The sequence below is a fragment of the Longispora sp. NPDC051575 genome (genome assembly GCF_040681875.1).
GTDB lineage: Bacteria > Actinomycetota > Actinomycetes > Mycobacteriales > Micromonosporaceae > Longispora.
Genome location: NZ_JBFAZP010000002.1, coordinates 151058 through 171378, shown reverse-complemented (window position 1 = coordinate 171378; position 20321 = coordinate 151058). Strand labels below are relative to the sequence as shown.

Below are 20321 nucleotides of genomic sequence, written 5' to 3'. Positions count from 1 at the left end.
CCGGGGGCCGGAGTTCGGCTCTCTTTTTTTGCCCCAATTCCAAGACGACCGGTCGTATATCGATCGGACCAGCACAGGAGAGAACATGTCCAGAACCGTCATCGTCACGGGCTCGTCCAGCGGGATCGGGCTCGACATCGCCCGGGGCTTCCTCGACCAGGGCGCGAACGTCGTCCTCAACGGCCGCGACGCCGACAAGCTCAAGGCCGTCGTCACCGACCTCGGCCAGCCCGACCGGACGGCCGCCGTCGCCGGGGACAACAGCCTCGCGGCCACCCGCGAGGCGCTCGTCCGCACCGCCGTCGAGCGGTTCGGCTCGGTGGACGTGCTGGTCAACAACGCCGGCATCTTCGGGGCCAAGCCGTTCCTCGACGTCACCGAGGACGACCTCGACAGCTACCTGACCGGGAACCTGAAGAGCACCTACTTCACCACCCAGGCCGTGGTCCGGCAGATGGCCCGCCAGGCCACCGGCGGCGCGGTCGTCAACATCGGCACCGTCCTGATCGACCACGCCGTGACCAGCCTGCCCGCCTCCGCGCCCCTGGTGAGCAAGGGCGGCGTGCACGCGCTGACCACCAGCCTGTCCGCCGAACTCGCCCCGCTCGGCATCCGGGTCAACGCGGTCGCCCCCGGCATCATCCGTACCCCGCTGCACGCCGCCGCCAATGTCGACGGGCTCGGCGGCCTGGCCCTGCTCGACCGGATCGGCGAGGTCTCCGAGACCACGGCGGCCGTGTTGTACCTGGCCGACGCCACGTTCACGACCGGGCACATCCTGCGGGTCGACGGCGGCTACGTCACCGGGAGGGCCTGATGCCGTACGTCAACATCAAGATCACCCGCGAGGGGGGTACGACCGGGGAGCAGAAGGCCGCGCTCATCCACGGGGTGACGGAGCTGCTCCGCGAGGTACTGGACAAGAACCCGGCGACGACGTTCGTGGTCATCGACGAGGTCGAGCTGGAGAACTGGGGCGTCGGCGGCCTGCCCGTCGAGGACTACCGGGCGGCCCAGAGAGCACAGTGAGCCGGGCCGGGCGCGCCGCCACCCCGACGGGGGCGCGCCCGGCGGACTCCCCGCCCGGAGCCGGGGCGGCACCGACCGGGCCCCGGGACCAACGGCCGCGCCGAACCGCGCGGACCCGGCCGGCACGCACCCGCAGGCAACGCCGAGAAGCACGCACCGCCGGGAACCCCGAGAAGCACGCACCCGCCGGGATCCCCGAGAAGCACCCACCCGCCGGGTACCCCGAGAAAGCGGCCCCGGTCCCGTGGACGTCCACGGAACCGGGGCCGCCCCCGTTCAACCTGTCAGGGCGCCGCCGTCATCGCGACCAGGATCCGCCGTTCCCCGGTGAACGGCTGCCGCCCGTGCGCGACCAGCATGTTGTTGACCACCATCACGTCCCCGACCCGCCACGGCAGCGCGAGGCTCACCTCGTCGTAGGCCTCCCGGATCGCGTCCAGGTCCGCCGCCGTGATCGGCGAGCCGTCCGCGAGGGTGGCGTGCCGGGGCAGGTCCTCGACGGCGTACAGCTCCTGGAGCATCTCGCTGACCTCGGCGTCCAGGCTGGACACGTGGAACAGGTTGGCCTGGTTGAACCACACGTCCTCGCCGGTGACCGGTTCCTTCTGGGTGGCGGGCCGGTGGTGCCGGGTACGCAGGCCGTAGTCGGTCCACTCGAACTGCTGGCCGTGCCTGCCGCAGTACTCCTCGACGACTGTGCGCTCCTGGGTCTGGAACGCCTCCTGCCAGGACAGTCCCAGGTCCTCCTGGAACGCCCGGGTGTAGACCACCCCGTCGGCGAACCGGTCGCGCACCGCCTGCGGGATGCGGCGCAGCATGGCCCGGCTGTCCGCGATCGGGGTCGCGCCCCCGGTCTCGGCGGCCGTGTGGCAGACGAAGAACAACCGCCCGGGCCAGGTGTCGGAGTAGGAGTTCTCGTTGTGCATCGGAATGGACTGCGCCGCCGGGTACTCCGTGGAGGTGTAGATGTTGCCCTGCACCTCGCTGCGCGGCGTCGACCGCTCCGTGTACTCCAACGGCTCCCCGCCCACGGTCCGCACCACCCGGTCGAACAGGTCCAGGTCCGCCGGCAGCCCGCGCAGCAGCACGGCCCCGACGGTGGCCAGGTCGGCGTGGATCGCGTCGAGCCCGTCCAGGGCCTCTGTCACGGTGTGCACGGCCAGCGACGTGTGGCCGTTGCCGACGAGCTCTCTCATGCGGCGGTCCTCTCTTCCAGGCGGCGCGCGCGTTCCTGGGCGCCGACGAGGTCGTCGGGCAGCGCGTCGGGTACTTCGGTGTCGAACCGGCGCAGGATCCGCATCCGGAACGCGACGACGGTGATCAGGGCCATCACCAGGGCGAACACGACATAGGTGAGGCCGATGCCCCGGCCGGCGCCGGTGCCGAGCACCAGGCCCACGGAGTCGGCGAGCGCGCCGCCGGGGGCCATCGCGGACCCGAACAGCCGCACGGCCAGCGGGGCCAGGATCGCGAACCCGATCGGGAGCGTCGACCAGGCGATGGTCTGGTTGAGCGCGAACACCCGGCCGTGGTACCGCTGCGGCACCTTGACCTGCACGACGGTCACGTAGATGCCCTGCGAGACGGTCATCGCCATGGCCATGGTGAACACGCCGACCGCGACGACGGCCACGGACGGGTGCAGGCCCGTGATGAGGCAGCCGGCGGCGATGCCGAGGTTGCCGATCAGTACGCCGATCATCCGGCGGCTGCGGGGGCCGCCCCACACGGCCATCAGGGTGCCGCCCGCGACCGCGCCCAGCGCCTCGGCGAGGACCGCCTGGGCCACCTGGGCGGGGCCGCCGAACGACAGCACCAGCGGCGGCAGCAGCACCAGGGCGGGGGCGAGGAAGATGTTGGCGATCGCGAAGTACGCGAGCATGGTGCGGAAGCCGCGGTGGTTCCACGAGTACCGCAGGCCGCCCGCGATCGCGGTGAGCAGCCGTTCCTTCGGCCGCCAGCCCATGGTGTCGGGGAACCGCACGAACAGCAGCACCGTGACGGCGAGCGCGTAGCTGGCCACGTCGATCGCGAGGATCCCGACCAGCCCGATCGCGGCGAACAGGCCGGCGGCGATCACCGGCATCAGCAGTACCGCGAAACCGTTGCTGAGCTGGGCCAACCCGGTGGCCTGCCCGAGGTACCGCTTGGGCACCAGCTGCGGGACGGCCGCCTGGAACCCGATCCGCTGGAACGCCCCGGCCGCCGAACCCAACGAGAGCAGCACGTACAGCGGCCACAGCGCGGTCTGCCCGGTCCAGAGCAGCAGCGCCAGGGTCAGCTGGATCGCGCCGGCCGTGCAGCTGGCGGCCATCATGATCTTCCGCCGGTCGGTCCGGTCGATGATCGCGCCGGCCACCGGCAGGGTGAGCACCCCGCAGATCAGCGACGCCGCCCACAGCAGGCCGAGCTGGGCCACGGAACCCGTCTTCGTGTACAGCCAGATCGGCACCGCGAACGCGGTCAGCGCCGAGCCGGTCGAGGAGACCAGCTGCCCGACGGCCACGCTCAGGAACCGGCCCATGCTCGGCGCGACGGTGGCCGGCGGCGGGGTGTCCCCGGGGTGCCGCCAGTCGTGCAGCGCCCAGGCCGCGTCCTCGCCCTTCGTGGCCGCCTCGACCGCCCGCACGTCGCCCGCGCGGACCGCCGGGTGCACCGTGCTGACGATCTCGGCGAGCTCGTCGGCGCGGTGCTTGAGGAAGAAGTGCCCGGCCTGGTCGAGGACGACGAGGGCCACGGTGTCGGTGAGGAACTGCCATTCCGTGTACCGCTCGGCGTGGTAGTCCGTGACCGGGTCCTCCGAGCCGACCACGGAGATGATCGGCGCGCGGAGCTTGTCGACCTTGTGGTTGAACAGCTCCGTGAAGTACGCCTCCGCCGCGACCCCGTCGGCGCGCATGTTCGTGATGATCCGGTCGGCCTGCTCGGGGTCGAGTTCGCTGGTGTCGACGCCCATCGACGCGAGCCAGTTCGTGTAGAACCGGTTGCTGCGGAACTTCTCCAGCCGGGCGCGCAGGTTGCCCCAGGCGCCCTTCAGCCGGGCGAACGGGAAGATCGCCCCGATGTACACGGCCTCCAGTTCGCGGCCGGCGGCCTCCAGGCGGCGGGCCACCCCGACGGTGATGGCGTTGCCGACCCCGCAGTGGCCGTACAGGACCAGCGGGCCCTGGACGCGTTCGAGGATCTCGGCGGTCACCCGTTCGACCAGCTCGTCGAAGGGCAGGCCCTCCTCGGACAGCCCGACGTCGTGGCCGGGGATGGCCACCGACCACAGCGCGTGGCCGGCCGGGAGCGCGTCGGCGAGCGGCTGGTACACGATGGCGCTGCCGCCGCCGTAGGGCAGGCAGACGTACGACAGCGTCCGGGCCCCCGGCTTGGTCAGCTCGTACAGCAGCCGGCGCGGTCCCGCCTCGCCCTCCCCGTCGACGAAGACGCCCAGCTCGGCGATGGTGCGGTGCGCGAACAGGTCCATCACCCCGACCGACCGGCCGCCGTCGAGCACCTTGCGCAGCCGGGCGACCACCTGGGTGGCGAGCAGCGAGTGCCCGCCGAGGTCGAAGAAGTCGTCGTGCACGCCGAACGTCTCGGTGTTGAGCACGTCGGCCCACACCCGCCACACGGCCCGTTCGGTGTCGGTGCCGGGTTCGACCAGGGCGGCGGAGGCGTCGCGCTGGGCCTGCGGCGCGGGCAGCGCGGCCCGGTCGAGCTTGCCGTTCGGGGTGAGCGGCAGGGTGTCCAGGGCGGTCACCGTGCCGGGCACCATGTAGTCGGGCAGGGTGGCCTTCAGCGCGGTGCGCAGCTCGGCCGGCACGGCGTCGCCGACGACGTAGGCGGCGAGCCGCTGGTCGCCGGGGGAGTCCTCCCGGACCAGGGCCACGGCCTCGCGGACCCCCGGCTGGTCGAGCAGCGCCGCCTCGATCTCGCCGAGTTCGATCCGCTGGCCCCGGAGCTTGACCTGGCCGTCGATCCGGCCGAGGAACTCCACGGTCCCGTCGTGCCGCCACCGGGCCAGGTCGCCGGTCCGGTACAGCCGCGACCCCGGGTTGGTGCCGAACGGGTCGGGGACGAACCGGTCGGCGGTCAGCGCGGGCCGGCGGTGGTAGCCGCGCGCCACGCCCACCCCGCCGAGGTGCAGCTCGCCGGGGACGCCGACCGGCGCGGGCCGGCCGTGCGCGTCCAGCACGTACACGGAGAGGTTCTGGATCGGGGCGCCGATCGGCACGCTGGCCAGGTCGGCGAGCGCGTCGGGCCGGCAGTGCCAGCTGGTCACGTCGATCGCGGCCTCGGTGGGCCCGTACAGGTTGTACAGTGCGCACTCCGGCAGCCGGGAGGTCAGCGCCACGGCGGAGGCCACCGGGAGCGCCTCGCCGCTGCACAGCACCCGGCGCAGCGACCGGCAGTCCTCGACGCCGTCCTCGGCGAGGAACACCGCGAGCATCGACGGCACGAAGTGCGCGGTGGTGATCCGCTCGGCGGTGAGGAGTTCGCGCAGGTAGCCGGCGTCCTTGTGCCCGCCGGGCCGGGCCAGCACGAGGCGCGCGCCGGCCAGCAGCGGCCAGAAGAACTCCCAGACCGACACGTCGAAGCTGGCCGGCGTCTTCTGCAGCACGGAGTCGGCGGCGGTCAGCCCGTACTCCCGCTGCATCCAGTCGAGCCGGTTCACGATGCCCCGGTGGGTGTTCGTGACGCCCTTGGGCCGGCCGGTGGAGCCGGAGGTGTAGATGACGTAGGCCGCATTCGTCGGCCCCGCGAGCGGCTCCGGGTTCCCGTCGGGCTGCCCGGACCACTCGGCCGGGTCGTCCAGGTCCAGGACCAGCGCGTCCGTCGCCGGCAGGTCCGCGCGCAACGCCGCCTGGGTCAGCACCACGGGCGCGGCGGCGTCGCCGAGCATGAAAGCCAACCGCTCCTTCGGGTACTCCGGATCCAGCGGCAGGTACGCCGCCCCCGCCTTCAGCACGCCCAACAGGGCCACCGGCAGCTCCACGGACCGCTGCGCGCACACGCCCACCAGCGACTCCGGCCCGACCCCGAGGGCCCGCAGCCGGTGCGCGACCTGGTTGGCCCGCGCGTTGAGCTCCCCGTACGTCAGGCTCGCGCCCTCCACGGTCAGCGCCACCGCGTCGGGTGCGGAGGCCACCGTGGCCTCGATCAGGGAGTGCAGGGTCGCCTGGTCGGGGAAGGCCGCGCCGGTCGCGTTCCAGCCGTCGGTGACCTGGACCCGTTCGTCGGCGCCCAGCAGCTCCAGGGTGGACACCGGCGCGTCCGGCCGGGCCACGACCGAGGCGAGCAGCGCGCGGAGGTGCCCGGCCATCCGGACCACCGTCGCCTCGCCGAACAGCGCCGTGTTGTGCACGAGCCGGCAGCGCAGCCCCGAGGCGATCTCGACGACGTGCAGTTCGAGGTCGAACCGGGTGGCCTTCAGGTCCATCGGGTTCCACTCGAACGACAGGTCCGAGGTGCCGGCCGCGTCGATCCGGCCCATCTCGTAATTCTGGAGCACGAACATGGCCTGGAACACCGGCGACCGGCTCACGCTGCGGGGCACGCCCAGCGCCGTGACCAGCCGTTCGAAGGGCACGTCGGCGTGGTCGAACGCGTCGAGCACCAGGTGCCGGGTCCGGTCGAGCAGCTCCACGAACGTCGGGTCGCCGGCCAGCTGGGCGCGCAACGGCAGCATGTTGACGAACATGCCGACGACGCCCTCCAGCTCCGGCCGGCCCCGGCCCGCCGAGGAGGAGCCGACCGCGAAGTCGTCCTGGTCGGCATACCGGGACAGCAGCACCTGGTACGCGGCGAGCAGCGCCATGAACAGGGTCGACCCGTGCTCGCGGGCGAGGCGGCCCACGTCCTCGGCCAGCTCCGCCGGGATGTGGAACAGGTGCCAGTCCCCGTCGAACGTCTGGGTCGCCGGCCGGGGCCGGTCGGTGGGCAGCTCCAGCGCGGGCACGCCGGTCAGGCGTTCGCTCCAGTGCGCCAGGTTGCGGTCCAGCTCCGTACCGGCCAGGGTGGCGCGCTGCCAGTGCGCGAAGTCCCCGTAGGAGATCGGCAGGTCGGGCAGCCCGGCACCCGTCCCGGCCCGCGCGCCGTGGTAGGACGCGGTGAGGTCGCGGAGCAGGATGTCCACGGACCAGCCGTCGCCGACGATGTGGTGCGAGGACAGCAGCAGGATGTGGTCCTCGGCGGCCAACGACACCAGCGTCGCGTGCAGGAGCGGCCCGGTGACCAGGTCGAACGTCTCGCTCGCCGCCGCCTCGACCACGACGCGCGCCTCGTCCTCGTCGGCCGCCGCCACGATCCGCAGCGGCACGTCCACCGTGTCGGCGACCTCCACGGTGGGCTGGCCGTTCTCGTCGGCCGGGAACCGCATCCGCAGCGCCTCGTGCCGGGCGGGCAGCGCGGCGAGGGCGCCCCGGAGCGCGTCCAGGTCGATCGGCCCGCGCAACCGCAGCGGCACCGGGATGTTGTACGAGGTGGTCCCCGGAGCGAACTGCTCCATGAACCAGACCCGTTCCTGCTGGTACGACAGCGGCGGGGCGGTGCCGGCGGGCCGGGTCGGGATCGGCGCCGGCCCCTCGGCGGTGGCGGCGCGCTGCCGGAGCCGGCGCTCCAGCAGGGCCGCGCGGGCGGACTTCGTGTCGGTCATGCGGGACCTTCCTCGGCGAGCAGTTGCTCGATCTCGGCGTCGCTGAGCTGGTCGAGCTCCTCGGCGAGTGTGCGTTCGATCTCGGCGGCGAGCTGCGCCACCACCGAGTGCGTGAACAGACCCCGGGTCGGGATCGTCACGCCGGTCCTGCTCCGGAGCCGCGCGATGGCCCGGATCGCGAGCAGGGAGTTGCCGCCCAGCTCGAAGAAGTCGTCGTCCGCGCCGATCCGGTCCAGGCCGAGCAGTTCGGCGAACACCTCGGCGACCAGCTCCTCGGCCGCGCCCTCGGGGGCCGCGAACGGCCGGGCGACGGCCGGGCCCGGGGCGGGCAGGGCGCGCCGGTCGAGCTTGCCGTTCGGGGTGAGCGGCAGCGCGTCGAGGACCACGAACGCCGAGGGCACCATGTAGTCGGGCAGCACCGCGCCGAGTGCCGCCGGCAGGGTCGCCGGGTCCGTGTCGCCGACCAGGTAGCCGACCAGACGCGGGTCGCCCGGGGTGTCCTCGCGGGCGACCACCGCCGCCTCGCGCACGCCCGGCCGGTCGCGCAGCACCGCCTCGATCTCGGCCGGCTCGATCCGGTAGCCCCGGAGTTTGAGCTGCTCGTCGGCCCGGCCCAGGTAGTCCACGGTGCCGTCGGACCGCCAGCGGGCCAGGTCGCCCGTCCGGTACATCCGCTGGCCGGGGGGCCCGTAGGGGCAGGGCAGGAACCGGTCGGCGGTCAGCCCGGGCCGGCCCAGGTAGCCCCGGGTGACCGGCACCCCCGCGACGTACAACTCGCCGGGTACGCCGGGCGGCACGAGCCGCAGGTTCCCGTCGAGGATGTGGATCCGGGTGTTCCAGATCGGCCGGCCCACGGACACCGGCCCGGCGGGCAGCGGCTCCCCGGGCGCGATCCGGGCCGCGACGCAGCCGACGGTCGCCTCGGTCGGCCCGTACTCGTTGATCACGGCCGCCCCCGGGTGCCGGGCCCGCCAGGCGTCGACGGCGTCGGCGGACAGCGCCTCCCCGCCCAGCACCAGGTCCCCGGTCGGCGAGGACTCGTCGGGCAGGGTGGCCAGCAGCGCCAGGTGGCTGGGGGTGGCCTTCAGGAACGTCGGCGCCTCGGCCGGCGGCTCGGCCAGGGAGGCGAGTTCCACGGTGCCGCCCGCCGTCAACGGTCCGAACAGGCCGGTGACGGTGAGGTCGAACGCGACGGGGGAGTGCACGAGCGCCCGCCCGGCCAGGCCGGGGTAGGTGTGCCGGGACCAGGCCAGGTAGGCGGTCACCGAGCGGTGTTCGACCATCACGCCCTTGGGCCGGCCGGTCGAGCCGGAGGTGTAGAGCACGTAGGCGAGGTTCCCCGGCCCGGCGACGGAGCCCGCAGTCTCGGGTGCCCCGGCCCATTCGTCCGGATCGTCCAGGCGCAGCTGCGCGACCTCGGAGGCAAGCTTCCCGCAGGTCAATACCACCTTCGCCCCGGTGTCGGCGACCATGTACGCCAACCGGTCGTCCGGCAGGTCCGGATCCAGCGGCACGTACGCGGCGCCCGCCTCCAGGGCGCCGAGCAGGCCCACGACCAGGTCGACCGACGGCTCGGCGTGCACCCCGACCACGCTCTCGGGGCCGACGCCCAGGCCCCGGAGCCGGCGCGCGACCCCGGCGACGCGCCCGGAGAGTTCGGAGTATGTCAGCGTTTCGGAGCCGTGCCGCAGTGCCGTCGCGTCCGGGGTGCGGGCGACCTGCTCGGCGAACAGGTCCGGCAGGGTCCGCTCGGGCACGTCGGCCGCCGTGGCGTTCCAGCCGTGCAGGACCGCCTCGTGCTCCTCGGCGGACAGCAGCGGCAGCTCCGACACGGCCGTGTCCGGGTCGGCGAGCGCGCCGGCGAGCAACCGCAGGTAGCGGGCCACGACGGACTCGGCGGTGGACCGGTCGAACAGGTCCGTGCGGTACAGCAGGCGGCACTCGTCGGCCGTCACGTCGAACGCGAGATCGTCCTTCGTCGTGTTGTACGCCACCGGCTCGATCCCCGTGTGCGGGATGAAGTTGAACCCCAGCTGGTACAGCGGCTGCGTGCTCGGATCCCGCCCCGGCACCAGCGCCTCGACCACGGTCTGGAACGGCAGCGCCCCGTGCTCCATCGCGTCCAGCACGGCCGTGCGGACCCGCCCGACGAGGCCCGCGAACGACGGGTCGGCGGCGGTGTCGACCCGGATCGCGAGCTGGTTGATGAACATGCCGACCAGCGGTTCGAGCTCCGGCAGCTCCCGGCCGGCCGTCGTGACGCCCACGACCAGGTCACCCTGGCCGGACAGCCGCGACAGCGTCGCCGCGTACGCCGCGAGGAACACCATGAACGGGGTCGCCGACAGGGTCCGGCCGATGGCCGTCACGTCGTCCAGCATCCCCGCGGGCAGGTGGAACCGGACCTCGTCGCCGGCATAGCCGAGCTGGGCCGGGCGGGGGCGGTCGGTGGGCACGGTGTGCACGTCGGGGGCGCCGGCGAGCTGGCCCCGCCAGTACCCCAGATGGAGGTCTTTGACCTGGTCCGTGAGCTGTTGACGTTGCCAGACCGCGTAGTCCGGATAGCCGATCGCCAGCTCCGGCAGCCGGGCCGGCCGGCCCTGCGCGGCGGCCGTGGCGAGTTCCTCCAGCTCGGAGGACAGGACCAGATAGGACCCCGCGTCGAACACGATGTGGTGCACCACGAACGTGAGCAGCCACCGGTCGTCGGCGACCCGGGACAGCAGGGCGCGCCACAGGGGGGCGTGGTCGGTCGGGATCGCGGCGCGCGCCATGGCCAGGCCGGCCTCGGCGATCCGGGCCGCCCGGGCCTCGGCGGGCAGGTCGCGGAGATCCTCCACCCGCGCGTCCACCGGCACCTCGGCGTGCACGACCTGGGTCAGCACGCCGTCGTCGAGCCGGAACGCGGTCCGCAGCGGCTCGTGCCGCCGGACGAACTCCGACAGCGCCGCGGTCAGCTGGTCGGCCTCCGCCGACACCGGCAGCACGACCTGGACGGGCAGGTTGAACACGGGCGAGCCGGGGTCGAGCTGGTTCGCCAGCCACACCCGTTCCTGGCCGAAGGAAGCGGGGAACTCCCACGGTCCGACAGTCGGCTCTGACTTCGTCACGGACACTCCAAAGAGGGTGGTACGGGTTCGCAAAGTTTCGGCCATTGTAGTCAGTGATCATGGCGCGGCTAATGCCCACCTTTCGCCTCGAAGAGAGTGCGTTTGCCCCTGACAAAGATGAATTCTCCCTGGTCGTTGGGGGTGGCAAGGGCCGGGTACAAAGGACGGACGGGCGATGTAGGCTGCCCCCTGGTCGATCATGGGAGGGCACGATGACCAAGATCCTTTTTGTCGTACGCAATGACGAAGAGCAGTACTCCATCTGGGCCGCGGACCGCCCGCTCCCCGCCGGCTGGACCGGCACGGGGTTCTCCGGCAGCCGTGAGGACTGCCTGGCGCACATCGACGAGGTGTGGACCGACCTGCGGCCCCGGAGCCTGCGCGAGGCGATGGCGTCCGACCCCGCAGCGGCGTGAGCGTCACCGCGGGGTTCGCGGCGGCCGCGCTCCGGCACCCCGGCTCCGTCGCCGTCGTCGACGACGAGGGAGCCCTCACCTACCGCGCCCTGGCCATGGCGGCCGGCGGGCTCGCCGCCGCGCTCGGCGACGCCGGCCGGTCAGGTCCCCTCGCGGGCCGGACCGGCCTGCTCGTGGGCCACGGCGCGCCGTTCGTCACGGCCATCCTCGGCACGCTCGCCGCCGGCCGGTGCCACGTCCCGCTCGACCCCGGCTACCCGCGCGACCGGCTCGCGCACATGGTCGACCGGGCCGACGTGGACACGATCGTGACCGGCCGCGCCCAGCTCGACCTGGCCCGTGACCTGGTCGGGGGCCGGTCGGTCCGGATCGTCGTCGCCGAGGACGTCCGCCCCGCGCCGCTGGTCGTGCGCGACACCGACCCCGACGCGCCCGCCTACCTCCTGTTCACGTCCGGCTCCACCGGGCGGCCCAAGGCCGTGGCGCAGACCCACCGCAACCTGCTGCACGGCGCCCGCAACCAGGTCGCGAGCCTGGGCATCACGGCGGCAGACCGGGTCAGCCTGCTCGCGTCGTTCAGCTTCGACGCCGCCATCCCCGACCTGTTCCCGGCGCTGCTGGCCGGCGCGACCGTCGTCCCCGTCGACCTCCGCCGGCACGGGCTCGGCCGGCTCGCGCCGCTGCTCGCCGAGCGCGAGGTGACCGTCTACCACTCGACACCCACGGTGTACCGGTTCCTGCTCGACTCCCTCGCCCCCGCCGACCGGCTGCCCCGGATCCGGGCCGTCCTGCTCGGCGGCGAGGAGATGACCAGGTCCGACGTGGAGCGTGGCCGGCCCCGGTTCGGCCCGGGCTGCGTGTTCGTCAACGGCTACGGCGCGACGGAGTTCACGTTCGCCACCCACCACCACGTCACCGGCCCGCTGTCCGACAGCGAGCAGGTCCCGATCGGCCGCCCGCTGCCCGGCTACGACGTGGTGCTCCGCGACGGCGAGATCGTCATCCGCAGCCCGCACCTGGCCCCCGGCTACGTCGGCGACCCCGAACTCACGGCCACCCGGTTCTTCACCGACACCGACGGCACCCCCGCGTACCGGACCGGTGACCTGGGACAACTGCTGCCCGACGGCACCCTGGTGCACCGGGGCCGCGCCGACCGGCAGGTCAAGATCCGCGGCCACCTGGTCGAACTCGGCGAGGTCGAGGCCCACCTGGCCGCGCTGCCCGGCGTCGTCCGCGCGGTCGCCACCACCCGCGTCGACCCGGTCGCCGGCACCGAGATCCTCGCCTACGTGCAGCCCGGCACGCCCGCGCCGACCCCGGCCGCGCTCCGCCGGGAACTCGCGCTGCGCCTGCCCGAGCACCTGCTGCCCCGCGCGGTCGTCCTGCTCGGCGCGCTGCCGCTCACCCAGAGCGGGAAGGTCGACGTCCTGGCCCTGCCCGCCCCCGTGGCCGTCCCGCGCCAGCGCGCCGCCCCCCTGGCCCGGGAGTCCGAACGCACCGTCGCGGAGGTGTGGACCGCCGCCCTCGGCGTGACCGTGCAGTCCCCGGCCGACAACTTCTTCGACCTGGGCGGCAACTCGCTGCTGCTCGCCCGGGTCCAACGCGACCTGGAGGCGCGCGGCATGCGGCTGCCGATGGTGACGCTCCTGGAACACGCCACGGTGTCGGCGCTCGCCGCGCACCTCGACGGCGACGCCGACGGGGTCGAACTGACCGGCGTCACCGACCGGATGGCCCGCCGCCGGGCCGCCCGGCGGGACCGGGCGGCGTCATGAGCGGGGACGACATCGCCGTCGTCGGGCTCGCCGGCCGGTTCCCGGGCGCGGACACCGTCGCCGACCTGTGGCGCAACCTCCTCGACGGGGTGGACGCGATCACCGACCACACCGCCGACGACCTGCGCGCCCTCGGGATCGGCCCGGGGCTGCTGGCCGATCCGGCGCACGTCCGGGCCAGCGGTTTCGTGCCCGGGATCGAGGACTTCGACGCGGAGTTCTTCGGCTTCACCCCCGACGAGGCGGCCCGCACCGACCCGCAGCACCGGCTGTTCCTGGAGACCGCCTGGCAGGCCCTGGAGGACGCCGGCCACGACCCGGCGCGCGGCACGGCCACCGTCGGGGTGTTCACGTCGACGTCGGTGAACAAGTACTTCCTGTACCACCTGTTCGGCAACCCCGCGCTCGGCGAGTTCGACCCCGACGACTGGGACGGACGGCTGCTCGCCCAGCAGAGCGCCGACCACCTGCCCGGTCAGGTCGCCTACCGCCTCGGCCTGACCGGACCGGCCGTGGCCGTGCAGACCGCCTGCTCCAGTTCGCTGGTCGCCGTGTGCCTGGCCGCGCAGAGCCTCGCCGACTACCGGTGCGATCTGGCCCTGGCCGGCGGGGTCAGCGTCACCTGGCCGCGCTACCGGCACCCGGGCGGCGGGATGGTCTCGGCCGACGGGCGCTGCCGGGCCTTCGACGCCGACGCCGCCGGATCAGGATTCGGTACGGGTGCCGGGGTCGTCGCGCTCAAGCGGCTCGAGGACGCCGAAGCCGACGGCGACCACGTGTACGCGCTGCTGCCCGGCTGGGCGGTCAGCAACGACGGCGCGGACCGGGCGGGCTTCGCCGTCCCCGGGCTGGCCGGCCAGATGTCCGCCGTGGCCGAGGCGATGGAGTGCGCGGAGGTGTCCCCGGCCGACATCGGCTACGTGGAGGCGCACGGCAGCGGTACCCCGTTGGGCGACGCGATCGAGGTGGAGGCCCTGACCCGGGCGTACCGGGCCACGGGCGCGACCGCCACCGGCTACTGCGCGCTGGGCGCCGTGAAGACCGCTGTCGGGCACCTCGACGCCGCCGCCGGGGTGACCGGCCTGATCACGGCCGTGCTCGCCGTCGCGCACGGCCGGATCCCGCCGAACCCGCACTTCGTCAAGCCCAATCGTGAGATCGACTTCGACTCCTCGCCGTTCTTCGTGCCCACCGCCGCCGGGGACTGGCCCCTCGACGGGCCGAGGATCGCCGGGGTCAGCGCGTTCGGCCTGGGCGGCACCAACGCGCACGTGATCGTCGCCGAGGCGCCACCGGCACCACCGGCCCCGGCCGGGCCCGGCCCGTGGACCCTGCGGCTGTCCGCGCGCACCCCCGAGGCCCTGCGCGCGGCGGCCGACCGGCTCCGCGCGCACCTGCTCGCGCGGCCCGACCTCGACCTCGCCGACGTCGCGCACACCCTCGACGTGGGCCGCCGCCGGTTCGCCCACCGGGCCGCCGTCACCTGTGCCACCGTCGCCGAGGCGGTCGCCCTGCTGGCCGACCCGCCCGCCGAGCACACCGAACCCGGCCGGCCCGCCGCGCCGGGACAGCGGATCCCGCTGCCCACGTATCCCTTCCAACGCGGCCGGCACTGGATCGACCTTCCCGAACGGAGCACCCCATGACGACGGCGTCCCACCGGTTCCCGCTCGGCGCGGAGGGCTGGTCGGTGTGGCGGGACGGCATCCTGCGCACGGCCGGCTTCCCCGCCTCCGGGCTGACCGCGTTCTCCGCCCCGGAGTGCGCCGCCGCCGCCGACCGCGACGATGACGCCGAGTTCGCCCGGCTGTTCGACGAGGCGATCGGGGCCGGCACGGCGCACCTGGCGGCCGTCGCCGCCGACCCGCTGCTCCGCGAGGCCGTGACCTGGCAGAACCCGGGCATGCTCGGCCTGCTCGACAAGGTCGCGCACCCGACGGGCAACCGCAACGCCGACCGGCGGTACCGGGAGGAGATGCTGCTGCGGTACTGGATGCGGTACTGCGGCAAGAACGAGACCATCGGCTTCTTCGGCCCCGGCTGCTGGGCGCGGATCGACCCGACCGCCCCGGACGCGGTCACCGTGCGGGTCGGGGAGAACCTGACCAAGCTCCGCAAGGTCTCCTTCGAGTACTGGCCGCTGGCCGCCTACGCCGACCTCCTCACCGCGGACCCCGCGATCCGCCGCGACCTGCCCCCGATGCTCCGGCCGCACCTGTGGCTGGTGGGCCGCGACCTGTTCCGCGCCATGCAGCCGCCGGTCCGGCTCTCCGCCGTGGAGGCCGCCGCGCTCGCCGCCAGCGACGGCCGCCGCCCCGCGCGCGAGGTGGCCGCCGGGCTGCTCGCCGACCCGGCGCTGGGCCTGCGGTCCGAAGGGGACTGCTACCTCCTGTTCGAGCGGCTCGTCGAGCGCGAGCTGCTCCGCTGGGACGCCGGCCTGCCCGTCAGCCCCGACGCCGAGCGGATCCTGCTCGACCGGATCGCCGCCGTCTCCGACGACGGGGCGCGGGCCCGCGCGTCCGCCGGCCTGGCCCGGCTGTCCGACGCCCGGGACCGGGTCGCCGCCGCGGCAGGGGACCCCGGGGCCCTGATCGCCGCCCTCGTCGCCCTCGACGAGGAGTTCACCGCCGTCACCGGCCGCACCCCGCGCCGCAACCCCGGCCAGGCCTACGCCGGGCGCACCCTGTGCTACGAGGACACCAGCCGCGACCTGGAGCTGGTGTTCGGCGCCCCGCTGCTGGAGAGCGTCGCCCCGGCGATGGAGATCCTGCTCCAGGCCGCGCGCTGGCTCACGGTGGCGCTCGCCGGGGCGTACCGGTCCGCGCTGGCCGAGCTGTACGCCGAACTCGTCACCCCCGGCACGGACGGCGTCTCCCTCGCCGACCTGTGCTACCTGGCCCCGGGCCTGTTCTGGGGCACGCCCGGCGACCGCCCCGTGGACCGGGTGGGCGCCGAGTTCTCCCGGCGCTGGGCCGGGCTGTTCGACTTCCCCGAGGGCGGCGGCGCGCTCACCTTCGCGGCCGAGGATCTCGCCGGCCGGGTCACCGAGGCGTTCCCGGCCACCGCCCCCGGCTGGTCCGCGGGCCGGGTGCACAGCCCCGACCTGCAGATCTGCGCGACCGACGTCGAGGCGATCAACCGGGGCGACTACATCGTGGTCGTCGGCGAACTGCACGCGGCGATGCCGACCCTGGACTGCCGGGTGTTCGCCTGGTCGCACCCGGACCCGGCCGGCGTCATCACCGACCTGCTCGCCGACTACGGCGGCCCCCGGGTCCGGCCGCTGCTCCCGGCGGACTGGCCCCGCAACTCCGGCCGGCTCCCGCTGTCGGAGTGCGCGCCCGGCGAGTGGCAGCTCGCGATCGTCGACGCGCCCGGAGCGGACCCCGACCACCTGGTGGCGGCCGCCTCGGTCCGGGTCACCGCCGAGGGCGACGACCTCGTGGCCACCGGCCCCGACGGGCAACGCTGGCCGCTGCTGGAGATGTTCTCCAACTGGCTGTCCCTGCACGCGCTCGACGCGTTCAAGCTGACCGCCGCCGCGCCGCGCACCCCCCGGGTCACGATCGACAAGGTCGTGGTCGCGCGCGAGACCTGGCGGACCACGGTCGCCGCCACCGGCCTCGCCGAGATCAAGGACGAGAAGACCCGCTTCCTGGGGGTACGGCGCTGGCGGCGCGAACTGGGCCTGCCCGAGCAGGTGTACGTGAAGGTCGGCACCGAGACCAAGCCGTTCTACACGGACCTGAGCAGCCCGCACTTCACCCGTTCGCTGTGCGCGATGCTCCGGTCCGCCGCCGCCGAAGGGGGCGGGGACGTGTCCGTCACGGTCAGCGAGATGCTGCCCGTCCTGGACCAGGCCTGGGTGCCCGACGCCGCCGGCCGCACCTACTTCAGCGAGCTGCGGCTCCAACTGACCGACCCCGAGGAGGTCAAGTGACCACCGTCGCCCACCGGATCCTCGCCCAGGCGCGCCGTACCCCCGACGCCGTCGCGGTCCGGCAGTGGGACGTCGAGCTGACGTACCGCGAGCTGGTCGCCGGGGCCTTCGCCCTCGCGGGGGAGCTGCGCGCGCACGGCGTCGGCCCGGAGAGCCGGGTCGGGATCTGCGCCCGCCGCCGCCCCGGCATGGTCGTCACCGTCCTGGGTGTCCTCATGTCCGGCGCGGGCTACGTGCCCCTGGACCCCGACAGCCCCCGCCAGCGGCTGCTGGACATCGTCGCCGACGCCGGTACCACGCTCGCGGTGGCCGACGAGGACGGTCGTACCCTCCTCGCGGGGTGCGGGTTGGACCTGGTCGCGGTGCCCGGGGCGCCGGCGCCGGCCGTGGACCTGGACACAGTTGAGCCCGGCCCCGCCGGTCCGGACAACCTCGCGCACCTGATCCACACGTCCGGCTCCACCGGGCGGCCGAAGGGCATCCTGACCACGCACCGCAACGTCCTCGGCTTCGTCGACGGCTGCGTGGCCACCACGGGCGCGGGCCCGGACACCCGCGCGTTCGGGTTCGCGTCCCTGGGCTTCGACGCGGCGACGATCGACCTGTTCGTCACCCTGAGCGTCGGGGGCGCCGTGCAGCTCGTCGGGGACGCCGACCGGCGCGACCCGGCCCGGCTGCACCGGTTCCTCCGCGAGCACCGGGTCACCTGGGGGATGGCCACCCCGACCGTCCTGGCCCTGCTCGACCCGACCGACCTGCCGGACTGGCTGCTGGTCATCTCCGGCGGCGAGGCGCTGCCCGCCGAGCTGATCGAGGCGTGGACCGGCCCGGGCACACCCGCCGGTCGGCGGTTCCTGAACACCTACGGCCCCACCGAGACGACGGTCTACACCGTCACCGGCGACCTCGCCGCCCCGATCTCCGGGGCCGTGCCGCTGGGGGTGCCGATGCCGGCGCACCGGGCCTACGTCGTGGACGCCGACCTGTGCCTCGTCGGCCCCGGCGAGGAGGGCGAACTCCTGATCGGCGGGCCCGGCGTGGCCCGGGGCTACCTCGACCGGCCGGCGCTGACCGCCGCGAGTTTCGTGCCCGACCCGTTCTCCGGCGAACCCGGCGCCCGGCTGTACCGGACCGGTGACGTGGTCAGCTGGCGGCCCGACGGCCGGCTCGCGTTCCTGGGCCGCCGCGACGGTCAGATCAAGCTCCGGGGCCAGCGGATCGAACCGGGCGAGATCGAGGCCGTGCTGCGCGAGCACCCCGGGGTCGACCAGGCCGCCGTCGAGGCGGTCGAGGGCCCGACGGGGCTGGAACTCGTCGCGTTCGTCGCGCCGGCCGACGCCCCGGACCGCGACGCCCTGCGCGCGCACGCCGGCCTGCGGCTGACCGGGCCGATGCTGCCGAACCGGTTCGTGCACCTCGACGCGTTGCCCAGGACCGCGAGCAACAAGGTGGACCGGGTGCTGCTGCGCAGTCTCGCGGCGGAGGCCCCCGAGGCCGGGCCGGCGCCCGTGGACCCGGTCACCACCCACTGGCGGCGGATCCTCGGCACCACCCCGGCGCCCGGCGACGACTTCTTCGCCGCCGGCGGCCACTCCATCGCCGTGATGCGCCTCGTCGCCGCCCTCCGCGCCGACCTGCGCCGCGACCTCACCGCCGAGGACGTCTACGCCGGCCGCACCGTCGCCGGCATCACCGACCGGATCGCCGCGCGCGCCCCGATCGAGGGCCCCGACCTGAGCACGGGCAACCCGCCCACCCTGTCCCCGCCGCAGCGCCGGATGTGGTTCCACGACCAGCTCGCGCTCGACGGGTCCCCGTACAACATCGCGCTCGCCGAGCGGCTGCGCGGACCGCTCGACCCGGCGGCGCTCGGCCGCGCGCTGACGGCCGTCGCGGCCCGGCACGAGGTGCTGCGCTGGCGGATCCCGGCCGAGTCCGGGGTGCCCTACCCGGTCAGCGGGCCCCTGGCGGAGGTGCCGCTGCCCCTGGTGGACCTCACGGACCGGCCCGCCGACCTCGACGGGCTGCTGGAGGCGGGGGCGGGCGTCGTCCTGGACCTGGCCACCGGCCCCCTGTGGCGGGCCACCCTCTACCGGCTGGCCCCGGACGAGCACGTCCTCGCGGTCACCCTGCACCACGTCGTGTTCGACGGCTGGTCCACGGCCCCGTTCTTCGCCGACCTGGCCGCCGCGTACGCCGGGCACGCCCTGCCCGCCCCCGAGGCCGGGTACGCCGACTACGCGGTCTGGCGCGCCGAACGCGAGGCCCGCGACGGCGACGCGGACCTGACCTGGTGGCTCGGCCACCTGCGCGGCGCCCCGACCGTGGTGGCACTGCCGACGGCCCGGACCCGGCCGGCCGTGCAGACCTACCGGGGCGCCCGGCGCACGGTGCCCCTGCCGGCCGAGGTCGACGCCGGGGTGCGCCGGGTGGCCGCCGACCTGGGCGCCACCCCCGCCGCCGTGCTGCTCGCCGCGTTCACGGTCCTGTTGCGCCGCCGCACCGGGGACGCCGAACACGTGCTCGGCGCGGTGCTGGCCGACCGGCGGCTGGCCGCGTTCGACGACCTGGTCGGCTTCTGCGTGGACGTGGTGCCGGCCCGGTTGCGCACCACCGACGAGTCGACCTTCGCCGACCACGTCCGGGCCTGCCGCGACGAGCTGCGCGCCATCGCGGAGCACCCGAGCGCGCCGCTGGAACGCGTGGTGGACGCGCTGCGGCTGGCCCGGGACCCGAGCCGGCCGCCGCTGATGCAGATCCTGTTCAACGTGCTGAACTTCGACCTGCCGGCCCTGGCGCTGCCCGGGCTGCGGGCCGAACCGGTGGGCGTGGACGTGCCCGGCTCCCCGTTCGACCTGACGGTGTACGTGGCCGAACGCGCCGGCCTGCTCGCGTTCGACCTGCTGCACAACCCCGACGTGTACGACGAGGCCCTGATCGGCGCGCTGTTCGCCGACGTGGTCACCGTCCTCACGGAGGCGGTGGCCGGGCCGTCCCTGCGGCTCGCCGACCTCGCGCCCCGGATCCGCACCGAGGCGACCCGCCTGCGGACCGCCCCACCGGCCCCGGTGACCCGGGGTGCCGGCGGGGCCCCCGCCACCGAGACGGAACGGCTCGTCGCCAAGGTCTGGGCCGAGGTCCTGGGCCTGGACACCGAACTCGGCGTCGCCGACAACTTCTTCGACATCGGCGGCACCTCCATGGCCGCCGTCGCGACCCGCGCCCGGCTCACCGAGCTGCTGGGCCGGGAACTGCGGGTCGTGGACCTGTTCCGCTACCCCAACATCCGCGCGCTCGCGTCCTTCCTGGACGGCGCGACCGAGCACCCCGAGCTGGCAAGGGCGGCCCAGCGGGCCGCCATGCGCCGCGGCAGTGCCGCCCGGCGCAGAACCCGAGGAGACTGAC

General features: G+C 74.5%; 10 protein-coding genes. 7 read left to right on the top strand and 3 right to left on the bottom strand.

The features are described 5' to 3' along the window. Positions 1-85: 85 nt before the first annotated feature. Positions 86-817: an SDR family NAD(P)-dependent oxidoreductase gene (locus tag AB0M43_RS04655; RefSeq protein WP_363721181.1), complete on the top strand. Its 732-nt coding sequence runs from the start codon at positions 86-88 to the stop codon at positions 815-817. Then, positions 817-1029 (top strand): 4-oxalocrotonate tautomerase family protein, encoded by a 213-nt coding sequence (locus tag AB0M43_RS04650; RefSeq protein WP_363721180.1) that lies wholly within the window; start codon positions 817-819, stop codon positions 1027-1029. The genes AB0M43_RS04655 and AB0M43_RS04650 overlap by 1 nt, the downstream gene beginning before the upstream one ends. A 284-nt stretch (positions 1030-1313) precedes the next feature. Here the strand turns inward: AB0M43_RS04650 and AB0M43_RS04645 are convergent, their stop codons facing one another. From AB0M43_RS04645 to AB0M43_RS04635, 3 genes are read right to left on the bottom strand one after another with little or no spacing between them, the layout of a single operon-like run. After that, a complete protein-coding gene (locus AB0M43_RS04645) occupies positions 1314-2225 on the bottom strand; it encodes a TauD/TfdA family dioxygenase (protein WP_363721179.1) in 912 nt (303 codons plus the stop codon). Then, the gene (locus tag AB0M43_RS04640) at positions 2222-7672 is read right to left on the bottom strand and encodes an amino acid adenylation domain-containing protein (protein WP_363721178.1); all 5451 of its coding nucleotides are present in this window, start codon (positions 7670-7672) and stop codon (positions 2222-2224) included. The genes AB0M43_RS04645 and AB0M43_RS04640 overlap by 4 nt, the downstream gene beginning before the upstream one ends. Further along, complete coding sequence (locus tag AB0M43_RS04635; protein WP_363721177.1) at positions 7669-10782, bottom strand: amino acid adenylation domain-containing protein; 3114 nt, start codon at positions 10780-10782, stop codon at positions 7669-7671. Before AB0M43_RS04635 ends, AB0M43_RS04640 begins: the two co-directional genes overlap by 4 nt. A gap of 212 nt (positions 10783-10994) precedes the next feature. Here AB0M43_RS04635 and AB0M43_RS04630 point away from each other — a divergent pair, with 212 nt between their 5' ends. The 5 genes from AB0M43_RS04630 to AB0M43_RS04610 are packed head-to-tail and all read left to right on the top strand — an operon-like array spanning position 10995 to position 20320. Beyond that, a complete protein-coding gene (locus AB0M43_RS04630; RefSeq protein ID WP_363721175.1) occupies positions 10995-11198 on the top strand; it encodes an MbtH family NRPS accessory protein in 204 nt (67 codons plus the stop codon). Next, positions 11195-12976, top strand: coding sequence for a non-ribosomal peptide synthetase (locus tag AB0M43_RS04625; protein WP_363721173.1), 1782 nt, complete (start codon positions 11195-11197; stop codon positions 12974-12976). Before AB0M43_RS04630 ends, AB0M43_RS04625 begins: the two co-directional genes overlap by 4 nt. Continuing rightward, positions 12973-14622: a beta-ketoacyl synthase N-terminal-like domain-containing protein gene (locus tag AB0M43_RS04620; protein ID WP_363721171.1), complete on the top strand. Its 1650-nt coding sequence runs from the start codon at positions 12973-12975 to the stop codon at positions 14620-14622. The genes AB0M43_RS04625 and AB0M43_RS04620 overlap by 4 nt, the downstream gene beginning before the upstream one ends. Continuing rightward, entirely contained in the window at positions 14619-16916 is a 2298-nt protein-coding gene (locus AB0M43_RS04615; RefSeq protein ID WP_363721169.1) for a lantibiotic dehydratase, read from the top strand. Before AB0M43_RS04620 ends, AB0M43_RS04615 begins: the two co-directional genes overlap by 4 nt. After that, positions 16913-20320 carry an amino acid adenylation domain-containing protein gene (locus AB0M43_RS04610; RefSeq protein WP_363721167.1) on the top strand — a complete coding sequence of 1136 codons (3408 nt, stop codon included), beginning with the start codon at positions 16913-16915 and terminating at the stop codon, positions 20318-20320. Before AB0M43_RS04615 ends, AB0M43_RS04610 begins: the two co-directional genes overlap by 4 nt. Position 20321 lies beyond the last annotated feature (1 nt).